Source organism: Rhodococcus sp. 5G237, from assembly GCF_053764735.1.
The window spans coordinates 535,748-551,689 of the sequence record NZ_JBSNCD010000002.1; the positions used below are offsets into that span (position 1 = coordinate 535,748).

The window sequence follows — 15,942 nt, forward strand, 5'->3', positions numbered from 1 at the left end:
ATGCCGCGGATCGAGGGGCCGGGGGCGCTTCCCGGAATCGCCACGGCTCGTGCCTACCGTCGCGAGTGGGTGCGACCCGACATCACCGCCGGCCTCGTGCTCACCGCACTGCTCATCCCGGCCGGGATGGGCTACGCCGAGGCGGCTGGATTGCCCGCCTATGCCGGGCTCTACGCGACCATCGTTCCGCTCCTGGCCTATGCGGTGGTCGGCCCCTCGAAGATCCTCGTCCTGGGCCCGGATTCCTCGCTCGCACCGCTCATCGCTGCGGCCGTCCTTCCGCTCGCCGTTGCGGACGATCCGGAGAGCGCGCTGGTCTTCGCCGGGGTACTCGGCGTACTCGTCGGCGTGATCCTGCTCGTCGGAGGTTTCCTGCGCCTCGGTTTCGTCACCGAACTGCTGTCCAAACCGATCCGGCTGGGTTACCTGAACGCCATCGCCCTCGTCGTCGTCGTCGGACAGCTTCCGAAACTGCTGGGCTTCTCGGTCGACGCGCCCGGTCTCCTCGGAGAGATCCGAGAGATCGCAGAGACCGTCGTGAACGGTGGGATCGACCCCGTCGCAGCGGCTATCGGGCTCGCCTCCCTCGCGGTCATCGTGGGCTTCCGCTTGTGGTTGCCACGGATCCCGGGAGTCCTGGTCGCGGTCGTCGCAGCCATCATCGCCTCCGCCGCACTCGATCTCACCGACGACATAGGGATGGTCGGTGCGCTACCCGACGGACTTCCGCTCCCGTCGTTCGGCGGTGTCGAGTGGTCGGACGTGGCCCGGCTCGTCGGACCGGCAGCCGGCATCGCGCTGATCGCCTTCGCCGACACCGGAGTGCTCTCCCGCACCTTCGCCGCGCGACGGGGTGAGAACGTGAACGGGAGCACGGAGATGAAAGCGGTGGGCGTCGCGAACATCGCCGGGGGACTGTTCGGAGGGTTCCCGATCTCGGCGAGCGGATCTCGGACGCCGGTCGCCGAGCAGAGCGGCGCGCGAACCCAATTCGCGTGTGTCGTGGGAGCGGTGGCAGTTCTCGTCTTCGTACTCGTCGCTCCGGGGTTGACCACCTATCTACCCGATGCGACGCTCGGCGCCGTGGTGATCGTCGCCGCCACCGCCCTGGTCGATGTCCGGGGAATGGTCCGGATGTGGCAGATGAGCACGGTCGAGTTCGGGCTGGCCGCCGCGGCCTTCCTCGGGGTCGCTCTGGTGGGCGTGCTGCAGGGCATCGTCGTCGCGATCGGTCTGTCCTTCGTCTCGGTGGTCGCGCGCGCCTGGCAGCCGTACCGCACCGAGCTCGTGCGGACCGCCGATCGTCCGGGATTCCACGACGTCGAGCGTCATCCCGAGGGCAGTCGCATCCCGGGTCTGGTGATCGTCCGGTTCGACGCCCCGCTGTTCTTCGCCAACGGGGAGATCTTCGATCTGTACGTGCGGTCGGTGGTGGCCCGAACCGAAGCGCCTGTCGAATGGGTGGTCATCGCGGCCGAACCGATCACGGGACTCGACACGACCGCCGTCGACGAACTCGTCGACCTCGACGCCTATCTGGAAGGAAACGGCATCCGCCTTGTGTTCGCCGAGATGAAGGGGCCGATCAAGGACCGGCTCATCAGATTCGGGGTGGGCGACAGATTCGACCCGAGCCGGTTCCATCCGACCCTCGAGGACGCTGTCGACGCCTTCATCGGCAGGACCGGTCGCGGCAACGATCAGGTCGTCGGTTGATCCTCGGTCGCCGGTCGGTCCTCCACGGTGCGGGCCGGCCTGATCACCAGCTCGAGGGCGAGCAGTACCAGAACAGCACCCAGCACGGTGAACGCGACCACCAGACCGGTCGGGTAGCGCCAGAACATCACGAGCAGTGCAGCCACTCCGATGACGACCGCCCGGATCGCGACGCGGGCACGGAAGGCCGCTTCTTCGAACGCATTCGGCGGGCGGGGCCGACGTAGCCGCTGGACGGCATCGAGGCTGCGGCCGAACCCACGCCGAACAGTCCGGGCGGAGGACGAGCCACCGGTGAGGTAGGCACCGAGAGCGATCACCAGTCCGAGCACCGCGACCGCCCGAAGGCTGGTCCGCAGCGGCATCAGCACGGCATCGATGATGGCTGCTGCCGCCTCCGGCGACAGGACGTCGGGCGGGACATCGTCGAGATACAGCGACCGGACGATGATGAGCGCGACCGCCAGAACGAACATTCCTACGACCAGTGCGAGGCCGACGAAGGCGAGTGCGCGCAGGCGCCGGCCGGTCGGCGCGACTGCGACTGCGGCGGCAGCGGCAGCAAGGGTGATCCAGGGCAGCACATCCGAAACATTGTCGAGAGTGTTCACGGCTCGCTGCGCCCGGACCAGTTCCGGTGATCGGAACAGGACCAACTGCTTGTCGACACTCGGGACCTTCTCGGCGAACGTGAAACCGCGGTCGAGCAGGCGGGCCTTCACGTTGTCGATCACGGTGCCGAGCGAGATGCTCACCGTGCCCGAATCGTCGACCGTCACGGACGACGGCCCGACATTCCCGGTCACCACCGCGACCAATGCGTTGTGTGCGGCGCGGTGGGCCTGGATCCACAGATCCTCGAACTGGTCGCTCTGCACGAGCGACAGCACGGTCTCGTTGACGAAGTTCCGCGCCTGCCCGGTGATCACCGGCGCCAGTCCCTCGACCGCGCGGTCGACGCGGGGTGCATTCTCCGTGGCCGGAACGGCGTCGGTGAGAGCAACCAGAGCGTCGGTCGTCAGGCCTTCGATGTCCACGCGTGTGAAGATCTCGTCGGTGACGGAATTCGCGATCTGTGTCTGGATGGCGGGATCCGAGCCCAGCGGGGCGACCGTCGTCACGTAGCGATCGGTGTCGAGGATCTCGCTGCGCACGAACCGCGCGGTGACGGACAGGACGGCCAGAACGGCGACCAGCACGGTGAGCAGTGCAACCGCGGCCCAGCGCCATCCGTGTCTCGCGGGACGCGGTTCGGAAACGGGCTTCACCTCGGGAGCGGTTCGTTCCCGGAGTGTGGCGACTTCCGCGCGCAACCGATCGAGTTCGGCGCGTTCGTCGTCGTCCAGACGATCCGCCCGAAGATCTTCACCGTCCGCGCCGGTGTTCGTGGTCATCCCTGCATCGCCCCCTTTCGGGGCCGGATCCAGTATGCGCCGCTGCGGATCACTCGGGCAGGAATTCGGACCCTATTCGCTTCAGAATTTGCCCTCGGGTGGTCATACTCGACAAGGGGGGATCTGTGCTCGAAGGCATCGACGGAAGTCGGCTCGTCGGCTTCCTCGGACGCTCTTTCATCGAAACGAGGCTCCAGGTGACCGATTCGAATATCGACGAGATGGGCCCGGTCGACTATCTCGTCATCGAATTCCCCGCCGACCGACCGCCGAACGGTTCTGCTCTCCCGTTACTGCTCGACCTCGTCGAACGAGGCATCATCCGGGTGCTCGATCTCGCGTTCGTCCGTAAGGACAGCGACGGTTCGGTCGCCGGGATCGACATCTCCGAGGTCGGACTCGAAGGCGAAGTCGACGTGACATTGTTCGCGGAGGCGTCCTCGGGTCTGCTCGACGACACCGATTTCGACGAAGCGGGGGCCGCGCTCGAGCCGGGCTGCTCGGCCGCCGTGCTCGTCTACGAGAACACCTGGGCTGCTCCGCTGGCTCGGGCGCTGCGTCGCAACGGTGCCGAACTCGTCGCGTCCGGGCGTATCCCGGTGCAGAGCATCCTGGCTTCACTGGAGAAGCTCGATGTCGAAATGTGATCCGAGCGAACAAGATACATGAGGAGATCGTCATGCCAGGATTACTCCGCGGGGTGGCTCGCACCGCAGTCGTAGCGGGGACGGCTACGGCCGTCTCGAACCGGGTCTCCCGTCGTCAGGGAGCGCGGTGGAGCACGCAGGAACAAGCCCAGTACGGCCGGCCCGAACAGTACGCACCCGAGCCCGCGCCGGCCCCGGCGGGCCCCCCTCCGAGCGGGACGGACCGCATCGCGGCGCTGAAGGACCTCGCAGAACTGAAGGCGCAAGGCGTGCTCACCGAGGCCGAGTTCGAGAGGGAGAAGGCGAGAATACTCGCGTCCTGAACTCCTGCCCGCCGTCTGCGTCCAGTGGGCACGACCGCTGCAACGCGACGACGGGTTCGACGGGACGAGCGCTGATGAGCGACTGGAGGTGCACGGTACACCGGATCGACGAGCCGACCGACTGCGTGGCGAGGCTGTCGCTGGTACTCGCAGACGAACTCACCTCGGAAGAGGTGCAGGACCGCGCCCGGGTGCTGGCCCGTGAACTCTTCGGACAGAACGTGGACGTCGCGGACGTCGAGCCGGAATCCTGGTCGACTCCCCGTCGACCACCGTCGGCGTGAACGGACGCCGTCCCTTCGGGTACCATATCTGTTGCCGTGAGCGGCATGTCGTTCTGTGCGCACCCGGTGCACCCGCCCCCGATACAGTCGTCACTGTGCTTCGGAGGTGGAACGTGTGGCGGCCGAGGGGAGAAGCGCGGACGCCACGAGTCCGACGAGTCCGATGACCGCCAGGACGACCATCGCGAAAGCGTACGCACGATCCGGCGTGGCCAGACCCACGACGAGGACCGTGCCCGCGACGGCGGTGCCCAGGGACGACCCCAGATTGGACACGCACCGCGACAGGCCGGAGATCTCGCCCTGTTGTTCCTCCGGGAAGGCCGACTGCACGACGTTCACGGAGGGAGTGAGCATCGCGCCCAGGCCGATACCGATGAGCAACAGACCGGGGGCGAACGCCCATGCACTGGTCCATGCACGCACCAGAAGGAGCAGAACCACGATGCCGGCGAGGGTGACGGCGAAGCCGCTCATGATGAGGGCGCGTTGTGAATGCCTGTCGGCCAATCGCTCCGCCAGCAGTGAGGCACCGAGGATGCCGGCGGTGGCAGCGGTGAAGATGACACCCGTCTCGATCGCGTTGTAACCCCGCACCACTTGCAGGAATGCCGAGACGACGAATGCGACGCCCATCAGCAGGAGCCACTGGATGTTCTGCGTGACGAGCGCGAGATTGGACGCGCGATTACGGAACAACCCGGTCGACAGCAACGGCACTTTGCCGGCGCGTTCGAATCTCCGTACGTGCAGGAAGAATCCCACGATGAGCAGGATTCCGATGCCGATGAGTGCCGCCGACACCGAGAGTGCGTTGTCCGCCTGAAGAATTCCCATGACCACGCAGACGAGACCTGCGGCGGACAGTGCGGCACCGATTCCGTCGAACGGTGTGGTCGGATCCGGGGGCAGAGGATCCTCGAGGCCTCGGCTCAGAACGACGATGACGGCGACGATCAGCGCCTGGAAGACGAAGGCGGCCCGCCAGTCGATCGCGGTGGTGATCAACCCGCCGATCAGCGGGCCTGCCGCGGCACCTATCCCGCCCATCCCGGTGATCACGCCGAAGGCCCGCGCCCGAGATTTCATGTCGGTGAAGAGCATTGTCGTGAGGATGTACACGGGCGGGATCAGCAGTGCGGTGCCGATCCCTTCGAGAATCGAGTTGCCCACGATCAGGATGCCCAGCCCGGGTGCTGCCGCGCTGAGGAGTGCGCCTGCGCCGTACAGGACGAGACCGGCGATGAAACATCGCTTGCGACCCCATCGATCCGTCAGCTTCCCACCCGGAATCATGAACGCCGCCATGACCAGAAGGAACACGGTGATCGCGGTCTGGACGCCCTGCACCGTGGTGTCGAGATCGACGCTGATGTCGTTGATCATCACGTTCATGTTCGAGCCTGCGAAACTGCAGATGAACTGAGCGAGGGCGAGCGGAAGCAACATTCGCCGTATGGGGGCGGACGATCCCGATGCCGGATTCTCGGTCATCTCGTACTTTCCGTCGCGAAAGATGTCGCCTTGACTCTGCTGGTCATGATCCACCGCGGGGATGCACAGTGGCACCGCCGAGTCGAAACCGTGACCTTGACCCGGCATCTGTGAGCAGAGGAGGATCGAAGAACTCGACTCCTCTTCTCGCGGAGGTACCGTCATGCTTCTCGAGGACTACGGTTTCATCGGCGATCTGCAGACCTCCGCGTTGGTCGGGCGTAACGGCTCCATCGACTGGCTGTGCCTGCCCTCGTTCGACTCCGGTTCGTGCTTCGCGGCTCTACTCGGTGGCCCGGAACACGGACGCTGGCTCGTCGCGCCCGCAGCGGAGCCGGTCGAGATCACCCGTCGCTATGTCGACGGCACCCTGGTGCTCGAGACCGATTTCGAAACGGCGGACGGCGCCGTCCGGCTGATCGACTTCATGCCCCGCCGCGGAGCCGGCCCGCCTCGGCTGATCCGCATCGTCGAGGGTCTGCGGGGCCGGGTGCCGATGCGCATGCACCTGTCGTTGCGACCGGATTACGCGGCCGTCACACCGTGGATCGAGGCGGTGGCCGACGGCGCTGTCGCCACGGCCGGTCCCGACGCCTTCCATCTGTGCACGACGGTGCCGTTGGACATCCGGGCGGGAACCGTCGAATCCGAGTTCGTCGCCGTGGAGAGCGGCCGGTACCGGTTCGGTCTGGACTGGCATGCGTCCTTCGAACCGGCTCCCGTCGTCGAGGATGCCGAATCCGCGCTCGCGCGAACCGTGGAGTGGTGGCGCGACTGGACGGGGCGGTGCACCTACGACGGGGCGTATCGCGAGGAGGTGATGCGGTCCCTGATCGTTCTCAAGGGAATGACCGACGAGACGACCGGTGCAATCGTGGCGGCTCCGACCACCTCGCTGCCCGAAGCGCTCGGTGGGGTACGCAATTGGGACTACCGTTACTGCTGGTTGCGCGACTCGGTACTGGCACTCGAAGCACTGCTCGCCGGCGGGTACACCGGTGAGGCGCTCGCTTTCCGCGACTTCATGCTCAGGGCGGGAACGGGTGATCCGGCGGATGTGCAGATCATGTACGGCATCAGAGGCGAACGCCGACTGACCGAGTTCGAGGTGGCATATCTACCCGGCTACGAAGGGTCGGCGCCTGTCCGTGTCGGGAACGCTGCGGCAGAGCAGTTCCAGCTCGATGTCTACGGCGAAGTCCTCAGCGTTGCCTACAAGGGCGCCGAGGCGATCGGCAGGATCGAGCCGCGCATGTGGCCCCGATGGCAGGCCGTCATCGAGCACGTGGAGAAGATCTGGCGGGATCCCGACGACGGCATCTGGGAAACGCGCGGCCCTCGCCGGGATTTCACTCAGTCCAAGGTCATGGCCTGGGTCGTCTTCGACCGGGCGGTACGGCTCGCGGAGAGGTTCGGGCTCGAGGCTCCCGTCGAACGATGGAAGCGGACTCGTGACGACATCCATCGCGAGGTCTGCGAGCGGGGATACGACCCGGTCCGTGGCACCTTCACGCAGTACTACGGCTCCGCGGAACTCGATGCCAGCGTGTTGCTCATCCCGCTCGTCGGCTTCCTTCCTCCGACCGACGACCGGGTCACGTCCACCCTCGATGCGCTCCGGGACGAACTCGGTCGCGACGGCTTCGTCTCCCGGTACTCCACGTCGAAGACCGACGACGGGCTTCCCGGTGACGAAGGGCAGTTCCTCGCCTGCTCGTTCTGGTTGGTGAGCGCGTTGGCCCTCAACGGCCGTGTCGACGACGCTCGTGCCTTGTTCGAACGGTTGCTCGGGCTCACCAACGATCTCGGGTTGCTCGCCGAGGAATACGACGTGCAGGCAGGACGACAGGTCGGCAACTTCCCGCAGGCCTTCAGTCATCTCACCCTGGTCGGTGCTGCATGCGCGATCACCGCCGCGGAACAGGCCGGAGCGTCCGATGCGGCGGACGAAGAGCGGACCACCTGAGCCGTTCTCGTCCGGACTGCCGACGCGACCCGAATATCAAGTGTCCGTTGGGACTACGCGGACGGACATGCGGTGTGTAGGTACGCCGGCGACGACGAGGCGTGGGATACACCTCCCGACCCGTCGGTGTCTGTCCTTCGGACGAACTACATTGGCACGCCGACGAATCGGAAGAAATGGTACGAATGTCACCGATTCGGCGTGGGTGCTTCCCCGGGCCTGCGGATCAGGATTCAATGACAGGTGCAGAGGGGTGTCGGGAGCGCAGGGGATACGCTTCCGCGTCGCTGCTCCGTCGGGACGATCCGCGAACGGTGGCAGGGGAACAAGATGGAACAGGGTGTTGTGCTGTGGTTCGACGCCGGTCTGGGGCACGGGTTCATCCGTGACGACGACGGCATCGAGATCCTGGTGCATTATTCACAGATCGACGGGAGCGGTTACCGCTTCCTGACCGGTGGCCAGCGCGTCCGATTCGAGGTGGGTTACGGAATCTTCGGTCGGCAGGCGGTCAACGTGCAGGTGTGCTGACATGCGGACCGTTCGGATGGTGTGATCGGGTCATGGACACACGGGCGAACGAGCGGGCGGGGGAGATCCATGCTTCTCCTACCGAGGAGCAGGTGTGGGCATCGCGGGCTGCGATCGAACGGGCGACGGGCGTGCTGATGGAACGGTACGGACTCGATTCCGACCGTGCGAAGGAGTCGTTGCTGCAGGCCTCGCGTCGCATGGCTGTGCCGATGCTGCAGCTCGCGGAGGACGTGCTCACCTCCGGTCGAGCAGGCGAACCACCCGAGATCCGGGAGGTACTGGACGTCGTTTCCGTGCCCTCGGCTCTGCGGAAGGCCGTCGCCTTCATCGAGTCCGAAGCGTCTCGTCCGATCAGGCTCGCGGACATCGCAGCTGCCGCCGGCATCGGGGGTCGCGCCCTGCAGTACGACTTCGTACGCCACTACGGCACGACGCCCATGCGGTACCTGCGTTCGGTACGCCTCGAACGGGCGCACCGGGACCTGCAGGCCGTCGGCCCGGACAGCGACGAGACAGTCGCCTCGATCGCTGCCCGGTGGGGCTTCTCCTCGCCCGGACGATTCGCGACGCAGTACCGGTCCGTCTACGGACGAACCCCTCGCGCGACCCGGTCGGGGCTGGTGTGATCCGATCAGATCACTGACCTTCGTGCAGAAAAAGAATAGACTGCACGAGAAGCGAACAATGTGCTCGCTGTCGAGACTGTCGACGGGGTGCGAGACTTCCGGCGCAGGGGGTCGGATACGTCGATGTGCCCCGTCGACAGTGTCTCGAGCGTGCAGATTCCTTCTCCTGGCGCGTGTTCGGCGGTATGCTCAGGTATCGGTGATCGCCTGTCACCCCCTGCATGGACGATCACCGCCGCCGGGTGGGTCCGAGGTCGGCCACTCAGGCGATGCCGAACCCTGTCGCCCACCCCCCTGCTCGGGCGGCAGGGCTTCGGCGCGCCGCCATCGCCTCACCGGTCGGAATCCGACCCTGTACCTCGTGATCCTCCCGGACCTTCGTCGGCATCGTTCCTCGAGACTTCCTCGTTCGCATCATGCGAAGTGTTGTCGCCCGCACCCCTCCCGCGTTCACCGTTTCCTTCGGGAAGAGGAGCGGGGAGCTCGGCCGAATACGGCGCACGTGGTGGGGCCAGTTCGTCGAGACGCTCGTTGATCGCGTGCGCGAGCAGATCGTGCTGCAGGCGAGGAAGGGGTAACAGGCCGTTCAGATACGCTTCGATCTCGACCTTTCCCACCTCGCCGCCGAGGGCGAAGTAGCGGAGCCACAATTCCTCGAACCCCAGTCCGGAGGCGCGAAGGGCAGCGAGGAATCGGTGGCGGTGTTCGCCCTCGGGCAGATAGTGCATCGCGACCTCACACCGTTTCGGTATCGGTCGACGCGACTATCTCCGCTGCCACCTCCCGTACCGGGATGCGTCGCTGTGCAGACAACTCGAGCAGTCGCTGCACCGCACGATCGGCATCGAGGTTCTCGCGCAGCATCACGATTCCCTTGGCGGTAGCGATCAGGTCGCGGTCTCGCAGAGCCTGGAGCAACCGTTCGTTGAGTGCTTCGGCTTCGGTGAGGGTGTGCATGTTCGCCAACAGGATCGCCGCCTGGTCGGCGAAACGGCTCAGAATGTCCTCACTGTCTGCGGTATAGATGTACGGACGAGTGGAATACACCTTCAGTGCGCCCAGGGTTCGCCCCGCATACTGCAGGGGAGCGCTCAGCGTCGCATGCATTCCTGCGTCCACTGCCCGAGCAGACCACGCCGGCCAGCGCTCGTCCTCTTCCAGGTTGTCCACTCGTACCATCACGGCATCCCGGATCGCCGTCAGGCAGGGGCCCTCGCCGAGTTCGTACTGCAACGCGTCGAGACGCTCGACCATCTGTCCGGTTGCGGCGGAGGAACGGTTGTTCGTCTCGTCGACGAGAGTGATCCCCGCGCCGTCCGATCCGGGCAATGTGTCCTTTGCCAGCGAGGTGATCAGTTCCAGCACGGTGGTCACCGTCTGCTCGGACAGCAACACTCCCGCCATGCGGGCGAACATCGCGGCCCACGACTCGGGAGCCGGACCGTGTGACTCCGTCATGTCCCACCTCCCACCCCGCACGTCGTGCACTACCGATGCTTCGAACCTACCCGCTCCCGAGCTTCGGCGTTCACGGACGTGCCGTACCGATCGCCCCGTTCGACACCGCACCGGAATCGTCACGGGATTGGCAGAATCCGAAGTATGCCGACCCGGACGATCGACGGTCACCGCATCACCCTGACCAACCTCGACAAGGTGCTGTATCCGAGCACCGGGACGACGAAGGGTGAGGTCGTCGAGTACTACGAAGCCGTCGCCGAGGCGATGCTTCCCCATATCGCCGGCCGGGCAGCGACCCGCAATCGGTGGCCGAACAGTGTCGGCGAACAGTCCTTCTTCGAGAAGAACCTCCCCGACCACGCACCGGCCTGGATCGACCGTCGCACCCTGCACCACAAGGACCGCCGGGTCACCTACCCGCTGTTCGATTCCGCCGCCGGGCTCGTCTGGCTCGGGCAACAGGCCGCCCTCGAACTCCACGTGCACCAGTGGCGTTTCGACGGAGAGAAGGCCGGGCCCGCGACCCGCATCGTCTTCGACCTCGACCCGGGCCCCGGCGTGGGCCTGGCCGAGTGCGCGGAGGTCGCCCGCCACGTCCGCGACACGGTCGCCGAACTCGGATGGACGGCCTATCCGGTCACCAGCGGCAGCAAGGGCATCCACCTGTACGTCCCGCTCGATCGGATGCTGTCGTCGTCGGGGGCGTCGAAGGTCGCGAAGCAGGTCGCACGCAATCTCGAGACCATCCTTCCCGACCTGGTGACCGCAACGATGGCGAAGTCGGCGCGCGAGGGCAAGGTCTTCGTCGACTGGAGCCAGAACAACAGTTCCAAGACGACGGTCGCGCCGTACTCGCTGCGCGGTCGCGACGAGCCGTGGGTGGCGGCGCCGCGCAGCTGGGACGAGCTCGACGACCCCGACCTCGCGCAACTGCAGTTCCGGGAGGTCCTCGCCCGCATCGACGAGTTCGGGGACCTGCTCGCCGGTCTCGACCCGCCCCTCGGCAAGGCTGTGTCCGGAGACAAGACCGGGTCCGGAGACAAGACCGGGTCCGGAGACAAGACCGGGTCCGGCGGAGATGCTCTGGACACCTACCGCGGCAAGCGCGACGCGTCGCGCACCCCCGAGCCCGTACCCGACCGCGTCCCGGACGACGCTCCCGACAACAGGTTCGTCATCCAGGAACACCACGCGCGTCGCCTGCACTACGACCTGCGGCTCGAACGCGACGGTGTGCTGGCCTCGTGGGCGGTACCGAAGAACCTGCCGGAGACCTCCGGGCGCAACAACCTGGCGGTACGGACCGAGGATCATCCCATCGAGTACCTGACCTTCCACGGGACGATCCCGAAGGGCGAATACGGTGCCGGCAGCATGACCGTGTGGGACACCGGCACCTACGAGACCGAGAAGTGGCGGGACGACGAGGTGATCGTCCGTTTCCACGGCGAACGGGTCGAGGGACGGTATGCGTTGATCCGCACCGAGAAGAACCAATGGCTGGCGCATCGCATGAAGGACCAATCGGAGGCGCTTCCCGAACCGTCGCCCGACGGCGGATCCTCACGGTCGAAGGCCTTCCCGCACGACCTGGCGCCCATGCTCGCGACCCCCGGTGACGTCTCGGGTCTCGACGCCGAGCACTGGGCGTTCGAGGGCAAGTGGGACGGCTACCGGGCAATCGCGGAGATCGAGGACGGCACGGTGAGGCTCCGCAGCAGATCCGGACGCGACGTCACCGGCGACTACCCCAAGCTCGTCGAACTCGCGACGATCCTCGACGGTCACCGGGCGGTGCTCGACGGGGAGATCGTCGCCGTCGACCGCTCCGGGGTGACGAGCTTCTCGATGCTGCAGCGCGGCGTGAACTACGAGTACCGCGTGTTCGACGTGCTGTATCTCGACGGGGTGTCGCTGCTGCGCAAGACCTACGACGATCGCCGACGGGTCCTCGAGGCGCTCGCCGCTGCCACGGACGGACTGATCGTCCCGGATCTGCTCCCGGGTGACGGCTCGAAGGCGCTCGAGCGCAGCCGCGCGAAGAACTGGGAGGGCGTGGTCGCCAAGCGCCGGGACTCCGTGTATCTGCCGGGCAAGCGCGGTGCCGGATGGATCAAGTCGAAGAACTGGCTCACCCAGACCGTCGTGCTCGGCGGATACCGCCGTGGCAACGGCAACCGTGCCTCGACCTTCGGCTCCCTGCTGCTCGGCGTCTACGACGACGACGGTGAGTTCGTGTACGTCGGCAAGGTCGGCACCGGTTTCGACGACGAGACACTCCTGTCGGTGGCGAAGGCTGTGAAAGGGCACACGAGCCGCACGAACCCGTTCGCGAACGAGGTGCCGGCCGCCGAACGCCGCGATGCGGTGTGGTTGCGGCCCGAACTCGTGGGGGAGGTGCGGTTCGGGGGATGGACGGAAGGAGACCGGGTGCGGCACGCGAGCTGGCGTGGTCTGCGCGACGACATGGACGCGTCGAGCGTGGTGCGAGAAGAGGAAACAGGCACTGACTGCTAACGTTCGTCCGAAGTCGGGTGATCGGGCATTAGGGGAGGCATCAATGGCCGAGGGCTCGCGTGGCGTCGTCCGTCGGATCGGTTTGGTCGAGGATCACGAGTCGGTCGCGCTCGGGTTCGCAGCGATGCTCGCCGATCAACCCGATCTCGAGCTCGTGGGTACCGCCCCCACCGTCTCGGGTCTGCTCGAGCAGGTCACCGACCTCGACCTCGCCGTTCTCGACCTGCGCCTGTCCGACGGATCCTCCCCGAAGAGCAACGTCGAGCAGCTGCGCGCGGCGGGCCTCGAGACCCTGGTCTTCACCGGCGCCGAGAATCCGTATCTGCTGCGTTCGGCCGCCCGCGCCGGTGTGCTCGGGGTGGTGCGGAAATCCGAGCCCGCGGCCGTGGTGATCGAGGCGATCCGCGTGGCCGCCGCGGGAGGGCAGGTCGCCAGCACCGAATGGGCCGCGGCGATCGACGGTGATCCCGAACTCGACGACGTCGGTCTGAGTCCACGGCAGCTCGAAGTGCTCGAACTGTATGCGTCGGGGGAGAAGCTCGACCGGGTCGCCCGGCTGACAGGCCTCGCTCCGCAGACCGTCAACGACTACCTGCAGCGAATCCGCCAGAAGTACGCGGAGGCAGGTCGTCCCGCGCCCACGAAGACGGATCTGTACAAACGTGCCGTCGAGGACGGATGGCTGCCGATGCCCGAACGGTCGGATGTCCGCCGTCGCTGACGAGCCGGCCGCGGGCGCCGGGGAGAAGTCGCACGATCGCAGCACGGCGGCTGCCGACCGACTTCTCCGGATGTTCGCGCGATTCGTCGCGATCGGATATCTCTGCTACTTCGCGTTGCTCGTGCCGGAGATCCTCGAGGCGTCGGCACTCGTCGAGTGGTGGTGGACTCCCACCGCGGCCGTCCTCATGTTCGGATCCGGGGTCGCGCTCGGCTTCGCCTCGTTCCGCGGCACGGTGTGGATGCAGCGGACCGCAACCGTCAATGCGCTCGCCTACGCCGTGATGGTCGCATTGTGGTTCGTGGCGTGGAACGGGACGCAGATCCCGCAGGACCAGTCGTTGTGGTTCACCGCCTTTCCCGGCCTCGCGTCGCTCGCGGCGGCGGTCGCGTGGAGACCCCGGCGGGCGTTCGTCCACATGATCCTCGCGGTTCTGCTCGCGCAGTGCGCGAATCACCTCGTCCGCGACGCCCCATTCGGATACTTCCTGGCACCCGACCTGGCGTTCGCGTTCGTCTTCTGCACGGTCTTCCTCGCGGCTGCGGTGGTGGGCCTCGGCACCGGCCGCACCCTCGACGAGACCATCGCTGCCACCCAGGCCACGGCGGCCGCCGCGGCCGCAGCGGAGGCACGGAACGCCGAGCGCGCACGGTTCGATGCCCTGGTCCACGACCGCGTGATGTCGACCCTGCTGGCGGCGTCACGTAATGCACCCCGGGAGTCGCTCGTCGAGCAGGCCGAACGAGCGGTCGCCGAACTCGACGAGTTGCGGCGCGGCACCGATCGGGAGTCGGCGCTCGACGCCGCCGCGGTCGTGGCGCGGCTCCGATCGGCGGCGACCGAGGTCGACGAGGACGTCGTCTTCACCGGCCGTGTCGCCCCGGGATCCGGCGACGTTGCGTTCCCACCCGAACCCGCACGCGCGACCGCCGCTGCCCTCGCCGAGGCGGTACGCAACAGCGTGCGGCACGCGGGTAAGGACGCGTCCCGCACGGTCGAGGTCGACGTGGCACCGAGATGGATCTCCGTGCAGGTCGTGGACGACGGCAGAGGTTTCGAACCCGACGCCGTCGACCCGCACCGGCTCGGTCTCGAAGTGAGCATCCGCGGACGTATGCGCCGACTGTCCGGTGGACGGGCGGTCGTGCAGTCCGCGCCGGGGGCCGGGACCCGGGTGTTGTTGTACTGGCGGGATCCGGCCGCATGAACACTGCGAACTCGACCGTCTCCGATCTGCTGCGGATGCACAGCCGGCCCGCGCGGGCCTTCGCCGTCCTGTACGCGGTGACCTGCGTGGTGCTCGCCCTGAACACCGCGCCCCGTGCCGAGGTCCGCTGGCCCGTCGCGATCGCTGTGATCGTGTGTGTGGCCGCCGCCTACGCGCTCGTCGTGGTCGAGGGGGACCCACTACCGGTGCGACCCGCACTGGCGATGACGTTCTCGGGCGCGATCGCGTCGGCGTCGGTGCTGTGGGTGGTGCCCGCCGATCCGGCACCGCACCCCATCGAGCTGTGGCCGTTCGGGATGTCCACGACGATCCTCGTGTTCATGTGCGTGCGGGGACGCACGGCGTTCGCCTGGTGCGGGATGCTCCTCATGCTCGTCGTCGCCGCGCTGTGGTCGCATCTCACGGGCCCAGGGATGGGCTACGGGCTCGGCCTGACGATCACGAGTGCCGGACCGGTGCTCATGGGCACCGTCTGCGCCTACACGATCCGCCCCCTCGCGCGGTCGATCTACCTGCTGCGCGCCCGGTCGATGCAGCGGATCGCAGCGGAGTCCGCAGCTGCCGCGGCCCTGGAGGAACGCGACGCTCGTCTCGGCAGCCTCGATGCGTCGGCGCGGCCGTTGCTCAAGCGGATCGTCTCGGGCGAACCCCTCGACGAGAACGAACGGATCGAGTGCGGACTCGTCGAGGCACGACTGCGCGACGGTCTGCGTGCGCCCGTACTCCAGGTACCCGAGGTCGACCGGGCTGCCGCTGCGGCCCGCAGGCGCGGCGTCGAAATCGTCATGCTCGACGACCACGCCATGGACTCGGCATCTCCCGAGGTCCGGCGCGCCGTCTACCGGGAGGTGGTGGACGCGCTCGATTCGGTGAGCGAAGGGTCGGTGACCGTGCGTGTGTTGCCGCCGGCCCGCGCGGCGATGGTGACGATGCTTGTGAAGGGCGAGGATGTGCGCCGAATCGAGATCGGGCACGACGGCCGGCGCACCGGTAATTAGGCGAAACACCGATGCCCATACTTTCTTGGGCAG

General features: G+C 66.9%; 14 protein-coding genes. 11 read left to right on the top strand and 3 right to left on the bottom strand.

From position 1 onward, the window contains the following. A complete protein-coding gene (locus ACWPOC_RS05890) occupies window positions 1-1,716 on the top strand; it encodes a SulP family inorganic anion transporter (protein ID WP_120281610.1) in 1,716 nt (571 codons plus the stop codon). On the opposite strand, the gene ACWPOC_RS05895 is transcribed toward ACWPOC_RS05890, so the two are convergent. After that, window positions 1,701-3,110, bottom strand: coding sequence for a hypothetical protein (locus ACWPOC_RS05895; RefSeq protein ID WP_120281611.1), 1,410 nt, complete (start codon window positions 3,108-3,110; stop codon window positions 1,701-1,703). The two genes, ACWPOC_RS05890 and ACWPOC_RS05895, sit on opposite strands and share 16 nt — an antisense overlap. Before the next feature lie 197 nt (window positions 3,111-3,307). Between ACWPOC_RS05895 and ACWPOC_RS05900 the strand changes: the two genes are divergently transcribed. From ACWPOC_RS05900 to ACWPOC_RS05910, 3 genes are all read left to right on the top strand, one after another. Further along, complete coding sequence (locus ACWPOC_RS05900; RefSeq protein ID WP_120283983.1) at window positions 3,308-3,757, top strand: DUF6325 family protein; 450 nt, start codon at window positions 3,308-3,310, stop codon at window positions 3,755-3,757. A 32-nt stretch (window positions 3,758-3,789) separates the two neighbouring features. Beyond that, complete coding sequence (locus ACWPOC_RS05905) at window positions 3,790-4,080, top strand: SHOCT domain-containing protein (protein WP_120283985.1); 291 nt, start codon at window positions 3,790-3,792, stop codon at window positions 4,078-4,080. 74 nt (window positions 4,081-4,154) lie between these two features. Next, window positions 4,155-4,364 (top strand): hypothetical protein, encoded by a 210-nt coding sequence (locus tag ACWPOC_RS05910; protein ID WP_120281612.1) that lies wholly within the window; start codon window positions 4,155-4,157, stop codon window positions 4,362-4,364. A gap of 90 nt (window positions 4,365-4,454) precedes the next feature. Here the strand turns inward: ACWPOC_RS05910 and ACWPOC_RS05915 are convergent, their stop codons facing one another. Further along, complete coding sequence (locus ACWPOC_RS05915) at window positions 4,455-5,813, bottom strand: MFS transporter (RefSeq protein ID WP_455408185.1); 1,359 nt, start codon at window positions 5,811-5,813, stop codon at window positions 4,455-4,457. Window positions 5,814-6,021: 208 nt separating this feature from the next. On the opposite strand from ACWPOC_RS05915, the gene ACWPOC_RS05920 reads away from it, so the two are divergent. The 3 genes from ACWPOC_RS05920 to ACWPOC_RS05930 all read left to right on the top strand — a co-directional run bounded on the left by ACWPOC_RS05920 (window position 6,022) and on the right by ACWPOC_RS05930 (window position 8,984). Further along, on the top strand, window positions 6,022-7,824 hold the full coding sequence (locus tag ACWPOC_RS05920) for a glycoside hydrolase family 15 protein (RefSeq protein WP_120281613.1): 1,803 nt from the start codon (window positions 6,022-6,024) through the stop codon (window positions 7,822-7,824). Window positions 7,825-8,154: 330 nt separating this feature from the next. Continuing rightward, window positions 8,155-8,355: a cold shock domain-containing protein gene (locus ACWPOC_RS05925; RefSeq protein WP_120281614.1), complete on the top strand. Its 201-nt coding sequence runs from the start codon at window positions 8,155-8,157 to the stop codon at window positions 8,353-8,355. Window positions 8,356-8,387: 32 nt separating this feature from the next. Continuing rightward, complete coding sequence (locus tag ACWPOC_RS05930; RefSeq protein ID WP_120281615.1) at window positions 8,388-8,984, top strand: helix-turn-helix domain-containing protein; 597 nt, start codon at window positions 8,388-8,390, stop codon at window positions 8,982-8,984. A gap of 735 nt (window positions 8,985-9,719) precedes the next feature. On the opposite strand, the gene ACWPOC_RS05935 is transcribed toward ACWPOC_RS05930, so the two are convergent. Then, entirely contained in the window at window positions 9,720-10,442 is a 723-nt protein-coding gene (locus ACWPOC_RS05935) for a GAF and ANTAR domain-containing protein (protein WP_120281616.1), read from the bottom strand. A 144-nt stretch (window positions 10,443-10,586) separates the two neighbouring features. Here ACWPOC_RS05935 and ACWPOC_RS05940 point away from each other — a divergent pair, with 144 nt between their 5' ends. From ACWPOC_RS05940 to ACWPOC_RS05955, 4 genes are read left to right on the top strand one after another with little or no spacing between them, the layout of a single operon-like run. Beyond that, on the top strand, window positions 10,587-12,962 hold the full coding sequence (locus ACWPOC_RS05940) for an ATP-dependent DNA ligase (protein ID WP_455408186.1): 2,376 nt from the start codon (window positions 10,587-10,589) through the stop codon (window positions 12,960-12,962). Window positions 12,963-13,005: 43 nt separating this feature from the next. Beyond that, entirely contained in the window at window positions 13,006-13,683 is a 678-nt protein-coding gene (locus ACWPOC_RS05945) for a response regulator transcription factor (protein ID WP_085469313.1), read from the top strand. Next, window positions 13,667-14,890, top strand: coding sequence for a sensor histidine kinase (locus ACWPOC_RS05950; RefSeq protein WP_455408187.1), 1,224 nt, complete (start codon window positions 13,667-13,669; stop codon window positions 14,888-14,890). The genes ACWPOC_RS05945 and ACWPOC_RS05950 overlap by 17 nt, the downstream gene beginning before the upstream one ends. After that, window positions 14,887-15,909 carry a hypothetical protein gene (locus ACWPOC_RS05955; RefSeq protein WP_120281618.1) on the top strand — a complete coding sequence of 341 codons (1,023 nt, stop codon included), beginning with the start codon at window positions 14,887-14,889 and terminating at the stop codon, window positions 15,907-15,909. The genes ACWPOC_RS05950 and ACWPOC_RS05955 overlap by 4 nt, the downstream gene beginning before the upstream one ends. The last annotated feature ends 33 nt before the right edge of the window (window positions 15,910-15,942 follow it).

Coding starts and splice junctions, on each gene's coding strand:
- ACWPOC_RS05890 (WP_120281610.1), top strand. CDS start 1: ATGCCGCGGATCGAGGGGCCGGGGGCGCTTCCCGGAATCGCCACGGCT.
- ACWPOC_RS05895 (WP_120281611.1), bottom strand. CDS start 3,110: ATGACCACGAACACCGGCGCGGACGGTGAAGATCTTCGGGCGGATCGT.
- ACWPOC_RS05905 (WP_120283985.1), top strand. CDS start 3,790: ATGCCAGGATTACTCCGCGGGGTGGCTCGCACCGCAGTCGTAGCGGGG.
- ACWPOC_RS05910 (WP_120281612.1), top strand. CDS start 4,155: ATGAGCGACTGGAGGTGCACGGTACACCGGATCGACGAGCCGACCGAC.
- ACWPOC_RS05915 (WP_455408185.1), bottom strand. CDS start 5,813: ATGTTGCTTCCGCTCGCCCTCGCTCAGTTCATCTGCAGTTTCGCAGGC.
- ACWPOC_RS05920 (WP_120281613.1), top strand. CDS start 6,022: ATGCTTCTCGAGGACTACGGTTTCATCGGCGATCTGCAGACCTCCGCG.
- ACWPOC_RS05925 (WP_120281614.1), top strand. CDS start 8,155: ATGGAACAGGGTGTTGTGCTGTGGTTCGACGCCGGTCTGGGGCACGGG.
- ACWPOC_RS05930 (WP_120281615.1), top strand. CDS start 8,388: ATGGACACACGGGCGAACGAGCGGGCGGGGGAGATCCATGCTTCTCCT.
- ACWPOC_RS05935 (WP_120281616.1), bottom strand. CDS start 10,442: ATGACGGAGTCACACGGTCCGGCTCCCGAGTCGTGGGCCGCGATGTTC.
- ACWPOC_RS05940 (WP_455408186.1), top strand. CDS start 10,587: ATGCCGACCCGGACGATCGACGGTCACCGCATCACCCTGACCAACCTC.
- ACWPOC_RS05945 (WP_085469313.1), top strand. CDS start 13,006: ATGGCCGAGGGCTCGCGTGGCGTCGTCCGTCGGATCGGTTTGGTCGAG.
- ACWPOC_RS05950 (WP_455408187.1), top strand. CDS start 13,667: ATGTCCGCCGTCGCTGACGAGCCGGCCGCGGGCGCCGGGGAGAAGTCG.
- ACWPOC_RS05955 (WP_120281618.1), top strand. CDS start 14,887: ATGAACACTGCGAACTCGACCGTCTCCGATCTGCTGCGGATGCACAGC.